The organism is Sphingomonas gei (assembly GCF_004792685.1).
Taxonomy (GTDB): Bacteria; Pseudomonadota; Alphaproteobacteria; order Sphingomonadales; family Sphingomonadaceae; genus Sphingomonas; species Sphingomonas gei.
Map to the genome: position 1 here is coordinate 1 of NZ_SRXT01000010.1, position 15810 is coordinate 15810.

The 15810-nt window shown below is 62.8% G+C and carries 14 protein-coding genes; 7 read left to right on the forward strand and 7 right to left on the reverse strand.

Features of this window, described 5'->3' with window-relative positions; translation table 11 throughout:
• Window positions 1-2323 (forward strand): amino acid adenylation domain-containing protein (locus tag E5A73_RS20440; RefSeq protein ID WP_135965713.1); only part of this gene is annotated, 2323 nt, incomplete at its 5' end.
• A 642-nt stretch (window positions 2324-2965) separates the two neighbouring features.
• Here the strand turns inward: E5A73_RS20440 and E5A73_RS20445 are convergent.
• From E5A73_RS20445 to E5A73_RS20450, 4 genes are all read right to left on the reverse strand, one after another.
• Window positions 2966-4108 (reverse strand): alpha-hydroxy acid oxidase, encoded by a 1143-nt coding sequence (locus E5A73_RS20445; protein ID WP_135965714.1) that lies wholly within the window; start codon window positions 4106-4108, stop codon window positions 2966-2968.
• Complete coding sequence (locus E5A73_RS21525; protein WP_168356028.1) at window positions 4105-4245, reverse strand: hypothetical protein; 141 nt, start codon at window positions 4243-4245, stop codon at window positions 4105-4107. The genes E5A73_RS20445 and E5A73_RS21525 overlap by 4 nt, the downstream gene beginning before the upstream one ends.
• A gap of 580 nt (window positions 4246-4825) precedes the next feature.
• Entirely contained in the window at window positions 4826-4993 is a 168-nt protein-coding gene (locus E5A73_RS21530; protein WP_168356029.1) for a hypothetical protein, read from the reverse strand.
• A gap of 688 nt (window positions 4994-5681) precedes the next feature.
• The gene (locus tag E5A73_RS20450; RefSeq protein WP_135965715.1) at window positions 5682-6062 is read right to left on the reverse strand and encodes a hypothetical protein; all 381 of its coding nucleotides are present in this window, start codon (window positions 6060-6062) and stop codon (window positions 5682-5684) included.
• 220 nt (window positions 6063-6282) lie between these two features.
• Here E5A73_RS20450 and E5A73_RS20455 point away from each other — a divergent pair, with 220 nt between their 5' ends.
• The 4 genes from E5A73_RS20455 to E5A73_RS20470 all read left to right on the forward strand — a co-directional run bounded on the left by E5A73_RS20455 (window position 6283) and on the right by E5A73_RS20470 (window position 8342).
• Window positions 6283-6507: a hypothetical protein gene (locus tag E5A73_RS20455; RefSeq protein ID WP_135965716.1), complete on the forward strand. Its 225-nt coding sequence runs from the start codon at window positions 6283-6285 to the stop codon at window positions 6505-6507.
• A gap of 15 nt (window positions 6508-6522) precedes the next feature.
• On the forward strand, window positions 6523-6780 hold the full coding sequence (locus E5A73_RS20460; protein ID WP_135965717.1) for a hypothetical protein: 258 nt from the start codon (window positions 6523-6525) through the stop codon (window positions 6778-6780).
• A gap of 98 nt (window positions 6781-6878) precedes the next feature.
• Complete coding sequence (locus E5A73_RS20465; RefSeq protein WP_135965718.1) at window positions 6879-7511, forward strand: TonB-dependent receptor domain-containing protein; 633 nt, start codon at window positions 6879-6881, stop codon at window positions 7509-7511.
• A gap of 330 nt (window positions 7512-7841) precedes the next feature.
• Window positions 7842-8342, forward strand: coding sequence for a CehA/McbA family metallohydrolase domain-containing protein (locus tag E5A73_RS20470; RefSeq protein ID WP_135965719.1), 501 nt, complete (start codon window positions 7842-7844; stop codon window positions 8340-8342).
• A 417-nt stretch (window positions 8343-8759) separates the two neighbouring features.
• On the opposite strand, the gene E5A73_RS20475 is transcribed toward E5A73_RS20470, so the two are convergent.
• The 3 genes from E5A73_RS20475 to E5A73_RS22035 form a co-directional block, all read right to left on the reverse strand.
• Window positions 8760-9740: a calcium-binding protein gene (locus E5A73_RS20475; RefSeq protein WP_168356031.1), complete on the reverse strand. Its 981-nt coding sequence runs from the start codon at window positions 9738-9740 to the stop codon at window positions 8760-8762.
• Window positions 9721-11973, reverse strand: a complete 2253-nt coding sequence (locus E5A73_RS20480) for a beta strand repeat-containing protein (protein WP_135965721.1) — start codon at window positions 11971-11973, stop codon at window positions 9721-9723. The genes E5A73_RS20475 and E5A73_RS20480 overlap by 20 nt, the downstream gene beginning before the upstream one ends.
• A gap of 72 nt (window positions 11974-12045) precedes the next feature.
• Complete coding sequence (locus E5A73_RS22035; protein ID WP_135965722.1) at window positions 12046-12189, reverse strand: hypothetical protein; 144 nt, start codon at window positions 12187-12189, stop codon at window positions 12046-12048.
• 671 nt (window positions 12190-12860) lie between these two features.
• On the opposite strand from E5A73_RS22035, the gene E5A73_RS20490 reads away from it, so the two are divergent.
• Both E5A73_RS20490 and E5A73_RS20495 read left to right on the forward strand, forming a co-directional pair.
• Window positions 12861-14564 carry a capsular polysaccharide export protein, LipB/KpsS family gene (locus tag E5A73_RS20490; protein ID WP_135965723.1) on the forward strand — a complete coding sequence of 568 codons (1704 nt, stop codon included), beginning with the start codon at window positions 12861-12863 and terminating at the stop codon, window positions 14562-14564.
• Window positions 14561-15790 carry a capsule biosynthesis protein gene (locus E5A73_RS20495; protein WP_135965724.1) on the forward strand — a complete coding sequence of 410 codons (1230 nt, stop codon included), beginning with the start codon at window positions 14561-14563 and terminating at the stop codon, window positions 15788-15790. Before E5A73_RS20490 ends, E5A73_RS20495 begins: the two co-directional genes overlap by 4 nt.
• Window positions 15791-15810 lie beyond the last annotated feature (20 nt).

Below are 15810 nucleotides of genomic sequence, written 5' to 3' on the forward strand. Positions count from 1 at the left end.
GGCCGACGCCGGGCCGCGCGCAATCCTGACCCATGAAGCGGCACGCGAGGCGCTGGATGCGGCACGCGCCGGCCTCGCCCCCGCCCCAACGGTACTCGACCTGAACGAGACCGCCCCATGGACCGAGCAACCCTCGACCAGCCCCGATCCCGCAAGCCTCGGCCTCACCAGCCGCAACCTTGCCTATATAATCTACACCTCAGGCTCCACCGGTACCCCCAAAGGCGTCTTGGTCGAGCATAAAGGCATGGCAGCGAGGTTGCTCGGCTCCCAGGCGTGCCTTGGCCCCGTGGCCGGTGATGTCATGCCGAACCTGGCATCGCCAGCATTCGACATCTCCCTGCTTGAGCTTCTTCTGCCACTGGCGGCCGGCGGGCGCAGCCAGCTTGTCGCGAGCGGCGATAGCAGGGATGTGGAGACGCTCATCCGCCGGACCGGCTCGGCTACGGTCTTCCACGCGGTCCCGAGCCTGATGCAGACTTGGTGTGAACGCCTCGGCACCGAGGCGGACAGTCTTTATCCGCATCTAAGACTCCTGCTGGTCGGTGGGGAGGCCGTTCCGTTGGCCTTGCTGCAGCGCCTGTCGTCGCTCTTCCCGCATGCACAGGTGAAGGAGCTTTACGGCCCGACCGAAGCCGTGATGATCTGCACCGCCTGCGAACTGGGCGAGACAAGTTCGCGCACCTCGATTGGCCGACCGCTATCGAACACGCGCATCTATCTGCTGGACGGCGCGATGTGTCCTGTGCCGTTGGGTGCGGTGGGAGAGATCTACATTGGCGGCGCGGGTGTGGCGCGCGGCTATCTGAACCGGCCCGAGCTGACCGCGGAGCGGTTTGTGGCGAGTCCGTTCGTGGCGGGCGACCGGCTCTACAGGACGGGTGACCTTGCGCGTTATCTGCCCGACGGCAATATCGAGTTCCTGGGCCGCAACGACCATCAGGTGAAGATCCGCGGGTTCCGGATCGAGCTTGGCGAGATCGAGGCCAGGCTTGCCGAGCATGCCGACGTAGCTGCCGCAGCGGTTCTCGCCCGTCACGATGAGGCCGGAGACAAGCGGCTGGTCGCGTATGTTGTGCCGGCTGGACACTCACCAGGAGATGAGCAGAGCCGCAGCGCGTGGATCGCGGCCCTGCGCGCGCATCTGGCGGGAGTGCTGCCCGACTATATGGTTCCTGCCGCCTATGTGCTGCTGGACGCGCTGCCGCTGACCCCCAACGGCAAGCTCGACCGAGGCGTGCTGCCGGCGCCTGATGGCGACGCCTTCGCCCGCCAGGCCTATGAGGCACCGCAAGGGCCGGTCGAGCAGGCGCTTGCCGCGATCTGGTCCGAGCTGCTCGGCGTCGAGCGGATCAGCCGTCACGACAACTTCTTCGAACTCGGCGGACACTCGCTGCTCGTGGTCCACATGTTTAGCCGCCGCCTTGACCGGGACATAAATTTCGAAATTTCGAAGGCATTTCAAACATCAGACCTAAAATCGCTTGCTGAACACTGTTCCTTCCGTGCTACACGTACCCCTCCGGCAGCCGTTTCTATCCGCAGTTCCGCTACACAAGCATCCATATTTTTTGTTCCCGACGGCCTTGGATACTATTCATACATTTTTGAACTAGCAATCAACATGGACACAAATACTTCTATCTATGCGCTACCTTGGCCGCACCATAGCGACAAGCAATTCAACACAATTGAATCTATGGCCGTATGGATGATAGAAATGATAAAGCAGGTCCAACCTCGCGGTCCATATTATCTTTCTGGATACTCCTCGGGCGGAATCTTGGCGTATGCAATTACAGATCGTCTCTTGGACATGGGCGAGTCTGTATCATTTTTAGCTCTGATAGACGTAATATCTCCTTCCATTACAGTTCACAGCGATGGTAAAATTAAGGACCTTGTCGCATATATCTCCTACGTCCTTCCCGATAACAAGGAATTCAAAAGAAGGATAAGCGGCCTGGATGAAGATGAAATCATAGAAAGGTGCCTGTCACGCTTTAACGAACGCGAAGATGAACATTTACTTGACATTATATTGAGATTCCAACAAAGTATTGCCTTCAACGAGGCTGTTTTACAATATGCAGCGCCTGCTGTTAAAATGGACAACATGGATATGTACTTATTTGTGTCATCCAGCCCTAAGCCTAAAATTTACCACAATGTCGAGCTGGAGCCAACTTTAGGATGGGAGGAGATCGTATCACCTTCCTGCATAAAAGTAGTAGAGGTTCCAGGCACGCATAATACGATGTTAAGCGATCCGAATGTAGCATATCTGGCTAAGAGCATGTCTCTAGCGCTGCTCTCGGTTTAGCGATTATTGTTCTGTGGCCAGGACTACCGGAATCTGCCGATCGGTCTTGCCGCACGCTGTCCAGAGGACGCAGTCACGCTGGCGATCGGTCAGAATGGGGTCTGCGCAATCACTGCTCCCCGAGCGCGCGGCGGGTTGCGGTACCTGATCTATGTTGGGCGAAAAAACGCACGCATAGAGATCTAGCAGCTCCGCCCAAGGTCTTCTGCGACCGCGCCACAGTTGCCGCGCGCTGTGCAGCTTCGCCGTTCGCCGTTCGCCGTTCGGATCGACTCCGCGCTCGATTGTAAATCGAAATCCCCTCGCGGCGCCTCGAGCGTCCAACAGCGCCATGACAGGCCACACCGAGCTTGATGCGGCTGCGGCGCCCGTCCTGAAGCAGGACCAAGGATTAACCATTCCGCGGCTCGCTCTCCCGCCCGAAACCGAAGGTCGGGCTCCTGAGCAACCAGAAGCTCGACTTGCGCCCTTTCTTTGCGGGCTCTGGCGATCGCCGATTAAAATGGCTGTTCGAGTGACCATCTCGAAAATCGGCGGTCCCCCCCACCTCCCATAGGTCTCGTATAGGTTCCATCGAGCGTCCGATTGCCAGTGGACGAGATTAGTTGCGGCCGGACATGCCCGGAATGGACCTAAGACGCTTCAATCAAGCAGTTGCGAAGATAGCTCGTTCGTATCTGCGCGCCCGGCGACTGCCAAGACGTTTCTAAAATCCGTGATGAGCATGCGGATGAGCTCGCTCGGTCCCGCTTCGCCAAATGCTGCAAGCGCATAGAGAAACGGACGACCAATCCAAGCGATCTCTGCCCCCAACCCGATCGCTCGGGCCACGTCCGTTCCGCTGCGGATACCGGAATCCAGCATCACGGCTGATTCCGGCACCGCCTTTTTCACGGACGGGAGGCACCGTATCGCGGCCGGTGCGGCGTCAAACTGCCTCCCGCCATGGTTTGAGACAATAACTCCGTCGGCACCGATTTTGGCGGCACGCACGGCATCGTCTGCACAAAGCACGCCCTTGATCACGAGTTTGCGCGGCCACTGCTCGCGCAGCCGTTGAAGCCGTTGCCAATCAAGCAAGCCGCCGGTCTGAAGCCCCATCACCTCATTGAAGGGCATACTCGCCCGCGGCATATGCCGCTCGAAGTTCGGAAAAGAGATTTTTCGGCCGATCAGGCGCCGCATCGTCCACTGAGGTGAAAGCATGCAATCTGCGATAAGGCGCGCTCCGGGCCGCAACGGCAAGGCTAACCCGTTTCGAAGATCCCGTATCCGCCTCCCTGGAACAGGCACGTCGACCGTAATAACCAAGACGTCCACACCCGCGATCTCAAGGCGCGATAGGATTGCGTTCGTGACAGCTTCGTCCCGGGGACAGTAAAGTTGGAACCAAGGAACTCTCCCGGTGCGCCGGATGACTTCTTCGACGCCGGTTCCCGCTGCGGCACTGCAAATATATGGAATGTTGGCGCTCGCAGCAGCGTGAGCCAGGATCACATCTGCCTCGGGGCCAATCAGGTCCGCCAAGCCCAATGGCGCAATCCCAAACGGCGCGTCATAATCCTGTCCGAGCAATTTGCAGCGCGTCGAGACTCCAACACAACCGCCAAGCCTGGGGGTGATAGTGACTTGCCCAAAGGCATCAAGGTTTCGCTGCAACGTGCTCTCATTCCCTGCTGCACCTTCGACAAAATCGAACACGAACCGCGGAAGCTTCTTGCGGGCGCGCCGGCGCAGATCCTCCACGCAGAAAATGCCTGCGCCCTCGAAACCTCGACGGCTCATTGGCGCGCTTGAGTGCCGTTGCAACCAATCCAAGCGCTGAAACGCTCAAATGCTTTCGCAATCGAGGCAGGATTGACATTACCAAACGCGAACAGAATCATGTTTCTGCAACACCCTTCAAGCGAGAACAGCGTCATTGGCCTAGCAACAATGTCAGCGTCGCCCTAGCCTACTTGACGACAACAAGCGAGCGTCCGAAATTGCTTGCTGGCATTCGCCGTCAAGCCAGCGAGCGGAGGCTTTCGGGCGGCGGCCCCGGTGATGCGGAATGACAGATTCTTGGGCGAGTAGCTGCCGTTCCCCAACACCGGGTGGCAGCCTTGCCTCGAAGGGTCGGGAGAAGCTCGCCCGTAACCTTTGCCCCGAGACCTCAGCTACTGCTGCTTTTCGCTGCCTTGGGCGCGGGGATGCGCGATCGATCATTTGAGGGAGGCAACGCGCCAATTAATCGCAGGCTAAGCACCCGAGCAGCGACGTCATCTGCCTCTTCCCAGAGACAAGTTCGAATATCATCCACGAAGGTCTGCCATTTCGCACTTTTCGCGTTTTTGCCCGCTGAGCCCTTGTTCGCGGGGGCGGCTCTTGACGGACTTTTCAGCAGGATATCAAAGGGCTTGCTGTAGGTCACCGAGAGCGTTCGGTCTCGAAACTGTGCGGTGAGCGCGTTTAAGATCGTGGTCTCGATGCGACCGTCCAGATTGTCGATCTAGATCTGCTTCATGCGCTCGCGCAGCGCGCCCGCTCGCTCTGGAGACGCGACACGGCAGCGTCGTGGTCGCGGTGCAACTCGCCAAAATTCTCTTTCAGGGCTCGGACAAGCCAGCCGTACATGCTTTCACTCAATTCGATCCGGTCGAGCATTGCGGTGAACTGCTCGAGCAGCACCTCTCCGCGCACATAGGGTTCACCAACGCGCCGTTGTCCAACCGACGCCGCCGCGCTGGAGCTCCCGACGGTGCATCAGTCGGAATCCGAAGAATACGCAAAGGATGGTTCGTATGGGAGCCGCTCTTATAGGTCAGGGTCGGCGGCGAGGTGACGCGACCACCAACCCGGGTCGTGACGATCGTGGATTCCAGCATGGTGGCCCGCCGGCCGGCTTCGTCACAGGTGATGAGGAGGCCTATGATGCCGCGGTCGATCGCGCCGTGATTGTTGACTTGGGCCGGCGGATATTGCCGGACGCATCTTACTCATAGTCCGCGGCCGCCGCGCGGGTTCCGTCGGGTTGGGTGTCGTCCCAGTGGACCAGGCCGGCCCAGCGCGTCATGGCTCGCAATTGCGTTGCGCAGGCCGTCGATGACATCGCGGATCTGGCGACCCATGAGATCCACCCCGGCGCCGTGAGACAAAACGGCATCGTTCTTCCCGGCAACTATACGCTGATACGCGTCGGACACGGCGACGTGCGATTCCGGGAGCGAATGGGATCCGCGTGAAGCTGTTTTTGTTCGGCTCCGGCTGAAGGAGCAGGCCATCAACCTCGACGACTACGTTTCCCGCGCCTGTACCGATAAGCCCTCCGCAGGCGAGCGGTGCGCATACGCTTTTGTCCAACCTCGGCGGACCTTGATCAGGCCGATCCGGTCCGCGCTGCTAGCACCATACGAAGCACGATTCGGGTCGAGCGGAGCGCCGCGCGCAATGCGCCGACGAGATTGGGGCGAACGTCGGGCGGCAGTTCGTCGTCAAGGTCGAGCAAAGCAAGCAGCCGCTCTTCATCGCACGTGAGGTCGCCGTCGGATGGGTCGCCCGCATCGAATCGGCGACGGAACCCCGCTTCGTAGAGTTTCAACAGTCCATCGATGACCGGCGCCAGCAATGCGTCGCCTGCGATGGAGTAAGCGGATGCCAGCAAGGGCTGGACAGGCGTGCCGCTATCACGGGCCAGGCGCCAGAAGCGCACTCCGTCAATCAGTGCCGAAGCATGCGGCGAGGCGTGCGCGAGGCGCATCGCGGGGTCCTTTCTGCGTCATCCCCTGCCCAAACAGCTCCCGCGACTTCCCGTTTCGGGAATGTCGTGATGGGCTACCTCCGCACTGTTTCCACATTAAGGCAATGACTATCGGCTCGTCGCATCCTGGCCCGGAATCGGGCGCGACGCGAGCAGATGCGCGGAGTCGCCCGCGGTCCGGTGCCGCATGCACGCCCGCGACGGTCAAGCGGTCGGCGGAATGGTCCAACGCATCCAGAACGGCAATGACGACGTCTTCATCAACCAGGCGCGCCCGGTGACGGTCAAGGAAACCTGCACTCGCTATTCGGCCTCGACGATCCAGGACGTGTCGGGCAACTCCCGGCTGCTCGATCTGGTCGCTCTGAACAACGCTGGCGCAGTCGTCGGCGCGCTGACCGAGGGCGGTGTCGCCCGCTATGGTTCGGAATTCGCCAATGGCTAGGGCACGCAGAGTACCGTGGCGCTCTATGCCTCGGACGAATGGCAGATCGCGCCGGGCTTCCGCATCGACGGCGGCGCGCGCTTCGAGCAGGTGATAGCGCGCGGCGCGCAGGAGAATAGTCGTTCGATCAACCTCGGCAATCCGCTGACCTTGGCCGACGATAGGGCACTGACCAGCAACGGCGTGTTCGTGCCGTATAGCCGCACCTTCGTCGGCTGGCCGCTGGGCACCGACTGGCGGTTCGTCGAGCGCGCGGGCATGTTCGCCCGCTAAACCTCGGCCTTCCGCCTGCCCAGCGTGGGGAGCTTCATCACGAGCGCCACCGCGCAGCCGGTGATCCAGGGGATCGAGAGGTGGGAAGCGGGCGTAAAATGCGCCTCGCCGCTGTCAGCTTATACGCGACCGGATTCCTGACCGACTTCGACTCCTATTCGATCGGCAATACGTTCTTCAACACCGCGACCAACGGCTATATCCAGCAGACCGTATATACCGACGCGCGCGCGTACGGCGTCGAGTTCGAAGGCACGATCCGCCCAGCGGTATTCTTCGACTTCACCCTCAACGCGACCTGGCAGAAGCCGACTTTCCGCAACCTGAAATACAACGAGCTTTCGGGCACCACGCTGATCCCGCGCGACTATTCGGGCAACCAGTTGCTCCGCGTCCCCAAGCTGGCGCTGCACGCGACGCCAGCATTCAATCTGTTCGACGGCCGGCTCCGCGCGCAGCTCGACGTCGAGCACTACACCAAACGCTATGCCGACGCGGCGAACACGTCGGAATTGCCCGCCTATACCGTGCTCAACGCCAGCTTGCGGCTGGGCGTGACTGACCGGCTCAGCCTTTGGACCTATGGCGACAATCTGACCAACACGATCGACCTCACCGAAGGTAATCCGCGCGCGGGCGAGCTGACCAGCGGCCAGGCCAACGACCTTCTGTTCATCGGCCGGCTGATCCTCGGCCGCAACTTCCGCTTCGCGGTGGACTTGAAGTTCTGACGCACCGGCTCGCGACCGCGCTGCTCGCCGCATCGGCTCCCGCGGCGGCGGCGCAGGAGCGTGCGCCGGACATCGCCCTTACCGGCAACATTACCGACGCCGATCACGAGCAATACAAACCGCTGCCGTTCGACGTTCCCAGGGGCGTCGAGCGGATCACCGTGACGCTCGACTATGACAAGGCTAACAAGACCGTCATTGACCTCGGGCTGTGGCATCCCGAGCGGTTTCGAGGCTGGAGCGGGGCACCCGCAGCCAGTTCACGCTGAGCGCGAGCGATGCGACACCGGACTACCTGCCGGGGCGCTGCCCGCAGGCGAATGGCGGGTGATGCTCGGCATTCCCAACGCACGCTGCGATAGCCGTGCGGCGTACCGCGTCACCGTCCGGTTCGACCAGCGCGATCGTCTTGAGGCCAGTGCAGCGATAGCCGAGCCGCGGATCGTCGACGCGCCCGCGGCGGCGGGGCTCGATTTCATCGCAGCGACCGACCACAACAATACCGCACATTTCGGCGGCCTGCGCGAGTTCCAGCCGTGGTTCGACAAGCTGCTGCTGATCCCAGGGATCGAGATCACTACCTTTGGCGGACATGTCAACATCTCCGACCCGCGCCGCTTCGTCGATTTTCGGGTGGGCAGCGAAGCGGTCCCGGATGTCGGCGCGCTACAGCGGGGCATCGCCGATGCGCGGGCGATCATGTCGATCAACCATCCAGCGCTGCCCTCGGGCGAACGCTGCATGGCGGGCAAGGGCTCCCCACGCCTTGGACCACCCCTACCGAGTGTTCGCAAAGCTCCTGGGCGTCAGAGGCTTGCTAAGAGTGCTTGATGATATGCTGCCCCAACTTCAGCCCAAAGCTGACTTTCCCTACTTCTGTATTACCTCAAGCCAGTATTCGATCGCGCGACCAGCGCAGCAGATCGAGAGGCGGTGTCGGCTTTTGTCGCAAGCGTAGCGGTTCAGGAATGACCCAACCCTGTCGGACGACAGGATGTGTCGTCCGGCATCGTCATACCCATCCTCAGCGGCCACATCGAGTCGCAGCGAGGATGGAGAATGAGATGGGCAAGAACAGAGGCGGCGGCAGCTCCCAGCGGGCGGTACGTAAACACGAAGCACGGCAGCGCCAGTCCACGCACCACGGTGCCCGAAAGCAGCGACCTAGCGGCAGGGGGTGATCGATGAGGCGGGGCATAACCCCGCCTCGTCTATACCTTCAGCGTGCGAAACCTCGCCCGCATGATGCTAGATCAAGAAATGCAGCCCATCCGCGGTCACAAACGTCTCCACGTTCGCGGCGCCGTCGAACCAGTCTGTAAGCACCACTCCGGCATTTTGCACGCCGTCGGACATGTCCGCCTTATTGGTGAAATGGAGATCATCGCCGACGCGGAAAAACTCTACGTCCGAGGCATCCTGCGCGTTCAGCAACACCGTGTCGATGCCGTAGAGGCCCGTCTCGTTCACGTAGACGATCCCGCTGGCGGCGGCGATATCATAGACGTCGCTCCCTTCCCCGCCAAAGGCGAATCCAGTGCCAGCGAACGAGAGCATGTCATCTCCGTCTCCGCCAAACAGGAAATCATTGCCGATGCCGCCCGTCAGGATGTCGTCACCTGCCTGACCATCGATCGTATCATCGCCCGACCCGCCGACAATGAAGTTGTTCCCGCCATTTCCCGTACCGGCAAAATCGCCAGTTCCCGTGAACACGAGATTTTCGACATTGGCCGCGTCAGCGAGAGCGAAGCTCGCCAGGTCGGTGCGAACCTCATCGGTGCCCTCACCGCCGAATTCCGTGATCGACACGCCGACATCGCCAATCATGTAGACATCGTTCCCGGCACCACCCTGAAGCACATGACCGCTCGTCGCGGATGACAAATTGTCGGCGAGGTTCGAGCCAATGACCTTTTCGATCGAGATCAGCGTGTCTCCGGCGGCATCTCCGCCGCTGACGATCCCGGTGGTTAGATCGACTGTGACCGCCACGGCCGAAGCCGAATAGTCGGCAATGTCGTCACCAGCTCCGCCAGAGAGGACGTCCGCACCCGCTCCGCCGGTCAACCTGTCGTTGCCATCGCCACCGATCAACATGTCGTCGCCGGCCCGTCCATCGAGCACGTCGCCCCCCGAACCACCGGTGACGACGTTATTTCCGCTGTTGCCGGTGCCGGCGAAGGCGCCGACTCCGGTGAAGGTGAGATTACTCCACGTTGGCGGCATTGGCGATCGTGAGGCTTGCCAGAGCGGTGCGCACCTCATCCATACCGCCCCCGCTCGCCTCGCCGGTCGTCACACCGGCGCTGCCGACGAGATAGATGTCGTCTCCGGCACCACCCTGGAGCGTGTGGCCGCTTGTCGACGACGCCAGCGTGTCCGCGAAGTTCGAGCCAATTACCTTTTCGATCGACGTGAGCACATCGCCATCGGCATCTCCGCCGCTGGCCGTGCCTGCGGTCAGATCAATCGCCACGGCCGCGCTCGAACCCGAATAGTCGGCGGTGTCCGTCCCGTTGCCGCCCGCCAGCGTGTCGGCCCCGCTGCCACCGGCCAGCACGTCGTTTCCGTCGCCGCCATTCAACACATCGTTGCCTGCCCCGCCGACGATGCGGTTGTTGCCGCTGTTCCCCGTACCGACGAAGTCGCCGTTTCCGGTGAAAACGAGATTCTCGACGTTGGCGGCGCTGGCGATCGTAAAGCTTGCCAGTGCGGTGCGAACCTCATCCGTACCGCCGCCGCCGGATTCGACGATCACGACGCCGGCATCGCCGACGAGGTAGATGTCGTTTCCGCCGCCGCCCTGGAGCGTGTGGCCGCTTGTCGACGACACCAGCGTGTCGCCCAGATTCGAGCCGATCACCCGTTCGATCGAGGCAACCGCGTCGCCATTGGCATCGCCGCCGCTCACGGTGCCCGTCGTCAGATCCACGCTGACCGCCGAGGCCGAAGATGAATAATCGGCAGCATCGTGACCGTCCCCGCCGGAGAGTATGTCCGCACCCGCGCCGCCGATAAGACGGTCGTCGCCCGCGCCGCCGATCAGCGTATCGTCGCCGGCACGGCCATCGAGCACGTCGCCTGCCGATCCGCCGGTCATGATGTTGTTGGCGTTGTTGCCGACACCGTTAAAGACGCCGATGCCAGTGAAGACGAGGCTCTCGACATTGGCGAAACTGGCGATGCTCATGCTCGCCAGAGCAGTGCGCACCTCATCGGCTCCGCCGCCAGCGGCTTCGCTGATCGTCACGCCCGTGCCGTCGACGAGGTAGACGTCGTCTCCCGCGCCGCCCTGAAGCACATTGCCGCTCGTCGACGACGACAGCGTGTCGCCGACGCTCGAGCCGATCACCTTCTCGATCGAAATGAGCACGTCGCCCGCGGCATCTCCCCCGCTGCCCGTACCGCCGGTCAAGTCCACGGTCACCGCCGCGCCCGAACCTGAATAGTCGATCGTGTCGGTTCCGTTGCCGCCGTCCAGCGTGTGCGCCGAAAGCCCGCTCACGAAGCTGTCGTTGTAACTGGACCCAACATAGCGCTCGATGCTGACGAAGACGTCCCCCGCCGCGTCGCCGGTCGAAGTCGAGTTCTTCAAATCCAGACGCACCGACGCGCCCGCGGTCGCATAGCTCGCGGTGTCGGTACCGTCACCACCGTCGAGTGTGTCGGTACCGTCACCACCGTCGAGTGTGTCGCTCCCGCCGCCGCCGATGAGCACATCGTCGCCATTATATCCGGAGATGGTGTCGTTTCCGCCTGCACCGTCGAGATAGTCAGCCGACGTCGCGCCGCGCAGCGTGTCGGCGAAAGCCGAACCCACCACGCCTTCGATGCCCGCATAGAAATCGCGTGCGGCATGGCCGGTATTCACCGCCATATTGACGAGATCGACCAGTACGTCGCCCGAAGCCGACACATAGCTGGCGAGATCGAAGCCGTCGCCGCCGATCAACGTGTCGCCGCCCGCACCGCCGATCAGCGTGTCGTTGCCGCCCTGGCCTTCCAGCCGATCGGCGATGCTGCCGCCAGTGATCATGTTGTCGCTGGCATTGCCATAGCCCGAGAAGTCCGCGGTGCCGGTATAGGTGAGGTTTTCGACATTGGCGCCGAGCCCGAAGCTCGCCCCATCGGTGCGCACTTCGTCGATGCCGCCGTTCGCCGCTTCGGTGAAGACCATGACGGCGTTGCCGTTCAGGATGTACAGGTCGTTGAAGTTCGTACCGATGATCCGGTCGATGTTGTAGATAGTATCACCTTCGGCGAGGCCGCCCGAACCCGGACCGTAGATCACGCCGCAATACCGCGTCAGGTTCAGCGTGATTCCGGCCACGGAAAGCGAATAATCCACCACGTCGATGCCGCCACCGCCGTCAAAGGTCGTGGCTGTCGCGCCTGCGATGAACACATCGTCATAGGTGCTGCCGACATAGCTTTCGATACCGATGAACGTGTCGCCCACCGCATCACCGGTTGTGCGGCTACCGTCATAGAGGTCGAGCGTGATCCCGACTGTCGAATTGCCATAGCTCGCCTAGTCGAAGCCGTCGCCGCCGTTTAGAACGTCCGCGCCTGCTCCACCGAGAAGGCGGTCGTTGCCCGCGCCCCCGATCAGGGTATCGACGCCCGACGGGCCAACCAGGTAGTCATCACCTGAGGTTCCCGAAATCACTGCCATAATACACCCTCTAAACGCGGCGGCTCACGAGCCTTCTGGGTCGCGATGACGAAGAAGATATGACGGTGCGAGGCGCTTCAACGCCGGAAAGTCCCTTAGTTGATAGATGACGGTGCGGGTTACTGGCTGTCATTGGCGGCAGGATCGATGCAATTCTTTCGTCAAGGCGTTGAATTGGGGGAAGAAGCACAGCAGCCAATAAGCGCGCCTTCCCGTCGGCCATTGGATTTCCGGGTGGCCCAAAAAAGCCGCCGCTTCATCTGCCTTCCTGTCCTGGGACTGCGCAACTGCAGGCGGTAGGCCGCCTCGCGCACCGCGCCACTCGCGGAGCAGGGGTTGCCCGGCCATCGTATAATGGCGCGCGAAACTTCGCGCCGAAATCGAGCGTGTCGAATCGTCGGCGACGACGGCGTCGCGCGAGTTGGTCTCTGCGTTACTGTCAGGGCGGTGGCGCTTTCGCGCCTTGTCGATTTTTCTGCCCGGCTCGGGAAATCCCCAGCCCCGCTCCTCGCGACGGCTGCGATAGCAACAGCGAGCATCGCGATCGCAGATTTGCCAACAGCCATGACCGTTTCTGCCGTTTCAACGCGCCCCGAAGCGAAATTTGGCTGCATGCTGGCGCGTCCGCGCCAGCGACTGCGGTGAGGGAGCGTTTCGCCTTCGTGCCACCGATGCGCCGCAGTGCGATCGGTGCCCTGCAGGCTGGCTCGTCCGGCATCGATTCGCCGCTTTTGAGCGCACCCGGATTCCTCGCCAGACGATCCCGGGCGGCGCTCGTGACCCGCGAAACCTCGGCCCCGAAGCCGATGCCACTGACGAGCGCTGCAAGCGAACGCGCGGAACAGTTGATCCGGCGCCTGCAAACGGCGCGCGTCGGCGGCAGCTTCTGGAGCGCGCGACCGGTCTTGGCCAAAGGCTGCACCGTGTTGAAGTGCCACCCCGGCGATGTCGCGACCTTTCGCTCGGTCGCCACTGGCCCAGTCGTCCTATGGTCCGACCGAGAAGCGCCTTCCTGGGCGTCCGCGCAATTGCCGGATATCGTGAGCGGCGAACTCGATCCCTGGCATGTGCTCGACCACGCCGTGCAAGTGATCGCGCCTTGCGATGATGCTCTCGCGATCCTCGCGAGACTGATCGGCCGCCCTACCGTCGATGCGTCCACCGGCGCTTCGCTGGCAATCGATATGGACGCGCGCCATTCGCTCGCATGGGAAGTGTTGATCCACGCATTGACCTATCGCGAACCTTTCACCGGATCGGCGATATCCGCCGAAGCCGCCGTGGATTTGCTCGGCGAATGGAGACGGCATCTCGAAGCCATCGCCGGAATCGGCGTGCAGTTCGGGATACGTGGTTGGAAGCGTCCGCAGATCGATCGCTTTCTGACCGGCGTGACAGGCGTGCCACGGCACGTGCGCACGACGGAAGCTGCGCTGGACGGGGCGGGAACGACGCAGGCTGCCATCGCGATATGGCCGTCCCGGGTTCCGTCCGCCTTCGAGGCACACGCTGCGACCAGGGGCGTGCCGGTCGTACGGATCGAAGACGGATTTCTGCGGTCGCTCGGCCTCGGTGTTCATCTCGTGCCGCCGCAATCGATAGCAATCGATCGCCAGGGGATCCACTATGATCCCGCACGCTCTAGCGACCTCGAATCACTGCTTGCCGATCACCCGTTCCCACCCGAGCTGGTGCGCCGCGCCGCCGCGCTTCGCGCCGTCATCGTCTCCGCCGGCCTCGGCAAATATGGCCACGCTCGCGCGCTGCCGTCGATCGGCTCGCCGCCTGGCAAGCGCCGCATCCTGGTGACCGGCCAGGTCGCAGACGATCAGTCGGTCTTGAAAGGGGATCCCGCGCAAAGCGGTAATTCGGGACTGCTCGAGCGCGCCCGTGCGCTCGCCCCCGACGCCTTCATTCTCTACAAACCGCACCCGGACGTGCTCGCCGGCCATCGGCACGATCGACTGAGCCATACAGCGCGTCTCCTCGCGGACCATATCCTCGAGAAGCCGTACGGACTGGCCCCGCTGCTGACCGGCGTCGACGAGATCCATGTCCTGACCTCGCTGGCCGGGTTCGAGGCGTTGCTGCGCGGATGTACCGTGGTGTGTCACGGCGCGCCCTTCTATGCCGGGTGGGGCCTTACCCGTGATCTGGTGGCGGTGCCGCGCCGCAAGCGCCGGCTGACGGTGGACGAGCTGGTTGCGGGAGCGCTGCTCCTGTATCCGCTCTATCTCGATCCGGGCACCGGCCTTCCCTGCTCGGCCGAGCGGCTCGTCGCATGCCTCGTCGACGCGGCCCCGCGTCCTTCGCTCGTGAACCGGCTGCGAAGGCTCGAGGGCATGATCCGTCGCACGCTGCGCCAGGTGGCATGACGCGCACCTTCCTTTTTCTTCAGGGGCCCCCAGGCCCCTTCTTCCGGCAGCTCGGCGAGGCATTGCGCTGCGCAGGGGGCCGGGTCCTCCGTGTCAATTTTCATGGCGGCGATTGCCTCGACTGGGGCGCGCGGGCGATCGATTTTCGCGGAGTCGCGGAGGCCTGGCCCGCGGCGCTGGGGGCGATCATCGAGCGCCATCGCGTCACGGATATCGTGTTGTTCGGCGACTGTCGGCCGCTTCACCATGCGGCGATATCCACGGCACATGCGTGGCGAGTCACCGTGCATGTCTTCGAAGAAGGCTATGTCCGTCCGGATTGGGTCACGCTCGAGCAGAACGGTGTGAACGGACATTCGTCTCTCCCGCCGGATCCCGAATATTATTGCCGGATTGCCGCGGGCCTCGCTCCGGTTCCCAACCTGCCCCAGGTCCCGGCGAGCTTCGTCCGGCGCGCGCGCGAAGCAATGGCTTATTATGGTGCAGGCGCGCTGCTGACGCCGTGGTTCAGACATTACCGATCGCACCGTCCGTTCTCGCGAACCGCGGAGGCGGCCGGATGGCTGCGCCGGCTCGGGCGGCATCCCTTTGCCGCACGGCGAAGCAGGGCGGTGCGCTGCGCGATGGCGTCGCCTTACTTTGTCGTGCCGTTGCAGCTCGACGCCGATTATCAATTGCGCATCCATTCGCCCTTCGGCGGTATGGAAAATGCCATCCGGGCAATCCTTGCCTCGTTCGCCGCGCACGCGCATGCGGGACCGCTGCTGCTGTTCAAGGGGCACCCGCTGGACAACGGCCTGCGCAACTGGCGCAGGCTGATCGAAATTGAGGCGTCGGCGCTCGGGATATCCGATCGGGTCCGCTACCTCGAATGCGCCGACATCGCCACGCTCGTCGCGCATGCGCACGGCGTAGTGACCGTGAACAGCACCACCGGTACGCTGGCGCTCGCCGCAGGGGTCCCGGTCAAGGTGCTGGGGCGCGCCGTCTATGATGTCCCGGGCATCACGCATCAGGGCGCGCTCGAAAACTTCTGGCAGACGCCTGGACGTCCTCAGGTCGAGCTGTTCGACGCCTTCCGCCGGGTGCTCGCGCATCGCTGCCTGCTGCGCGGCGGGTTCAGCAGCCGCGAGGGCCGCACGCTGCTGATCGAGCCGGCGGTGACGCGCATGCTCGCCGCCGGTTCGGCCGCCGAGGCCGGGCCACCGCTGAAGGCAAGTGCATGAAGCCCGAGCGCCTCCCCGGC